A 3,071-nucleotide genomic window follows, 5' to 3' on the forward strand; every position below is an offset into this window, starting at 1 on the left:
CGGATGCATCGAGATGGGCGTCAAGTGGCTGTCGGCCTATGCCTTCTCCACCGAGAACTGGAAGCGCAGCCCCGACGAGGTCCGGTTCCTCATGGGCTTCAACCGCGACGTGATCCGGCGACGCCGCGACGAGATGCACGAGATGGGTGTGCGCGTCCGGTGGGCCGGCCGCCGTCCCCGCCTGTGGCGCAGCGTGATCAAGGAACTCGAGATCGCCGAGGAGCTGACGAAGGACAACGACGTCATGACCCTCACGATGTGCGTCAACTACGGCGGCCGCGCCGAGATCGCCGACGCCGCACGGGAGATCGCCCGGCGTGTCGCGGCCGGTGAACTGGACCCCGAGCGCATCACCGAGTCGACCGTCGCGCGGTATCTCGACGAGCCCGAGATGCCCGACGTCGACCTGTTCCTGCGGCCCTCGGGCGAGCAGCGCACCTCGAACTTCCTGCTGTGGCAGTCCGCTTACGCCGAACTGGTCTTCCAGGACACGATGTTCCCCGATTTCGACCGGCGCGACCTGTGGGCGGCATGCGTCGAATACGCCTCGCGCGACCGGCGATTCGGCGGTGTGAAGTGACCTCCCTGCGCGAGCGGGTCGCGGTCGCCCTCACGCCCTTCGTCGACGTCCGCACCCCGTCGTCCGTAGCGAACGGCGACAGCTCGTTCGGATTCGACTACGGCGCCGTGCCCTTCGCGCTGCAGGTCGTCACACTCACCGAAGGACTCGACGTGGTCTCCGTCACCGGAGTGCTCGCATGGGATCTTCCGCTCGACGACGCCGTGCGCAGCCGGGTCGCGACCGCTGCCGACGCCCTGCAGTTCGGCTCGGTGCACCTCGTCGAACGCGACGCCGAGGCCGACGTCGTACTGCGGTACTCGTTTCCCGCGACCGGTCTCGACGACACGGCGCTGACCACCATGTTGCTGCTCGTGCTCGACGGCGCCGCCGACGCGCGCGGTGCCGTCGCAGGAACCCCCGATCCGAAGGAGAATTCGTGACCACGACCGACACCGACGCCGAGGCCACCCCCGAGGAGGTCGTCGCCGCCGACGGGTCGCATGCCGTCGCGATCCCCACCGAGGACGACGACACGCTGCGTGCCGCCGTGGTGGAGACGCTTTCGGAGATCCTCGAGGAGGCTCCCGAAGCCGACGAGGACGGCGAGATCCCGATCTGGATCGACGACGTGCTCACCTACGCGACCGTCGACGCCGAGGGTGGCTTCGTGCTGCTCACCACGTATCTGGTCGAGGGCATCGCGGGCCGCACCCGGGCGGCGGAGGTCCTCGGCGACCTGCAGGTCGAGTTTCCCGAGGTGAAGTTCGTCCTCGACAAGGACCGGGTCACCGTCGAGTTGCGGGTCGCGGCGTCGCCGCTCGTCCCGATCCATCTCGTGCGGGCCGTCGCGTCGCTCGTCCCGGTCGTCGAGCAGGCACGCGCGCTGACGCAACGCCTCGGGGGCGAGGCGTCGGTCTTCGACGGTGAGGCCGATGGCGACGAGGAGGACCTGCTCGTCGACGGCTGCGGCTGTGGGGACTGCGACTGCGGCTGACCGCCGCGGTCAGCCCTGTACGAGTGCGCAGTCCCGGCAGTTGCCGAAGATCTCGACGGTGTGACTGACGTCGACGAAGCCGTTCGCCTCGGCCACCTCGTGCGACCAGCGTTCGACCTCCGGGCCGTCCACCTCGACCGTGAAGCCGCAGTGGCGGCACACGAGATGGTGGTGGTGCCCGGAGGAGCACCGCCGGAACAGCGATTCGCCGCTGTCGGTACGCAGCACGTCGACGCTGCCCACCTCGGCGAGCGACTGCAGAGTGCGGTAGACGGTGGTCAGGCCGATGCCTTCGCCGCGCTTGCGCAGTTCGTCGTGCAGATCCTGGGCGGAGCGGAACTCCTCGGTGTTGTCGAGCAGGTCGACGATGGCGCTGCGTTGACGGGTCGAGCGGACCCCCACGAGAGGTTTGCGGGCGGAGGTCACTGCGATCGTCCTTCCTGTGCATGAGCAACGGCATCGACGACGATATGGGCGAGATGGTCGTCGGCCAGGTGGTAGAGCACTTCGCGTCCCGAGCGTTCGCCGCGCACGACGCCGGCGGTCTTGAGTACTCGCAGATGCTGGCTGATGAGTGGTTGGGTGACCCCGAGAGCGCCGACCAGTTCGTGCACGCAACGAGCGGACTCGCGCAGTTCGAGCACGATCGAGATGCGGACGGGCGCCGACAGCGCCCGCAGCAGCTCGCCGGCCGCGATCAGTGTGTCGTGGGAGATGTCGGGCCGGGACGCGAGGGCGTCGGTCCCGATCGATCCGAGGGCCCGCTCACCTGTGCTGCAGTCGTGTGGATCGGCGTCGACACTCACGGGGCTCCTCGGGGCGGGTCGGCCGCCGATGGGCGGCCTTATTGCAAATCGATTCCATTTTGATATGCACGGTTGCGCATGTCAACCGGCGCGAATTCGGACTCCGAACGAGGAGCGATAGGCTTACAGATCGACGCATGCTGCGAAAACCCGCATCGAAGATGGAGAACCGAGTGGCACCCAAATCCAAGATCGATACCGTCGCCAACCTCGCCAAGCGCCGGGGCCTGGTCTATCCCTGCGGTGAGATCTACGGCGGAACCAGGTCGGCCTGGGATTACGGCCCGCTCGGTGTGGAGCTCAAGGACAACATCAAGAAGCAGTGGTGGCGCAACATGGTCACCGGCCGCGAGGACGTCGTCGGCCTCGACTCGTCGGTGATCCTTCCGCGCCAGGTCTGGGTCGCGTCCGGCCACGTCGGTGTCTTCAACGACCCGCTCGTCGAGTGCCTGAGCTGTCACAAGCGCCACCGGCAGGACCACCTACAGGAGGCCTACGCCGAGAAGAACAAGCTCGACGATCCCGACGCCGTGCCGATGACGGAGATCGTGTGCCCGGACTGCGGCACCAAAGGCCAGTGGACCGAGCCCCGCGACTTCAACATGATGCTCAAGACCTACCTCGGCCCGATCGAGAGCGAGGAAGGCCTCCACTACCTGCGCCCCGAGACGGCGCAGGGCATCTTCGTGAACTTCGCGAACGTGCTCAC

At 67.5% G+C, this 3,071-nt stretch carries 5 protein-coding genes and 1 pseudogene; 4 read left to right on the plus strand and 2 right to left on the minus strand.

The window, feature by feature from the left end; genetic code table 11:
* The 3 genes from uppS to R1101_RS0119945 all read left to right on the plus strand — a co-directional run.
* The coding region (gene uppS, locus R1101_RS0119935) for a polyprenyl diphosphate synthase (protein WP_016935068.1) at positions 1-580 on the plus strand (580 nt) is incomplete at its 5' end.
* On the plus strand, positions 577-1,002 hold the full coding sequence (locus R1101_RS0119940; RefSeq protein WP_016935069.1) for a hypothetical protein: 426 nt from the start codon (positions 577-579) through the stop codon (positions 1,000-1,002). The genes uppS and R1101_RS0119940, both read left to right, overlap by 4 nt.
* Positions 999-1,556 carry a T3SS (YopN, CesT) and YbjN peptide-binding chaperone 1 gene (locus tag R1101_RS0119945; protein WP_016935070.1) on the plus strand — a complete coding sequence of 186 codons (558 nt, stop codon included), beginning with the start codon at positions 999-1,001 and terminating at the stop codon, positions 1,554-1,556. The genes R1101_RS0119940 and R1101_RS0119945 overlap by 4 nt, the downstream gene beginning before the upstream one ends.
* Positions 1,557-1,565: 9 nt before the next feature.
* Here R1101_RS0119945 and R1101_RS0119950 read toward each other — a convergent pair whose 3' ends face one another.
* Both R1101_RS0119950 and R1101_RS0119955 read right to left on the minus strand, forming a co-directional pair.
* Entirely contained in the window at positions 1,566-1,982 is a 417-nt protein-coding gene (locus tag R1101_RS0119950) for a Fur family transcriptional regulator (protein WP_016935071.1), read from the minus strand.
* On the minus strand, positions 1,979-2,305 hold the full coding sequence (locus R1101_RS0119955; protein WP_232284795.1) for an ArsR/SmtB family transcription factor: 327 nt from the start codon (positions 2,303-2,305) through the stop codon (positions 1,979-1,981). The genes R1101_RS0119950 and R1101_RS0119955 overlap by 4 nt, the downstream gene beginning before the upstream one ends.
* A gap of 230 nt (positions 2,306-2,535) precedes the next feature.
* Here R1101_RS0119955 and R1101_RS27680 point away from each other — a divergent pair.
* Positions 2,536-3,071, plus strand: a pseudogene (locus tag R1101_RS27680) (glycine--tRNA ligase); the annotation flags it as partial.

It is taken from the genome of Rhodococcus sp. R1101 (genome assembly GCF_000278445.1).
GTDB classification, from domain to species: domain Bacteria; phylum Actinomycetota; class Actinomycetes; order Mycobacteriales; family Mycobacteriaceae; genus Rhodococcus; species Rhodococcus gordoniae.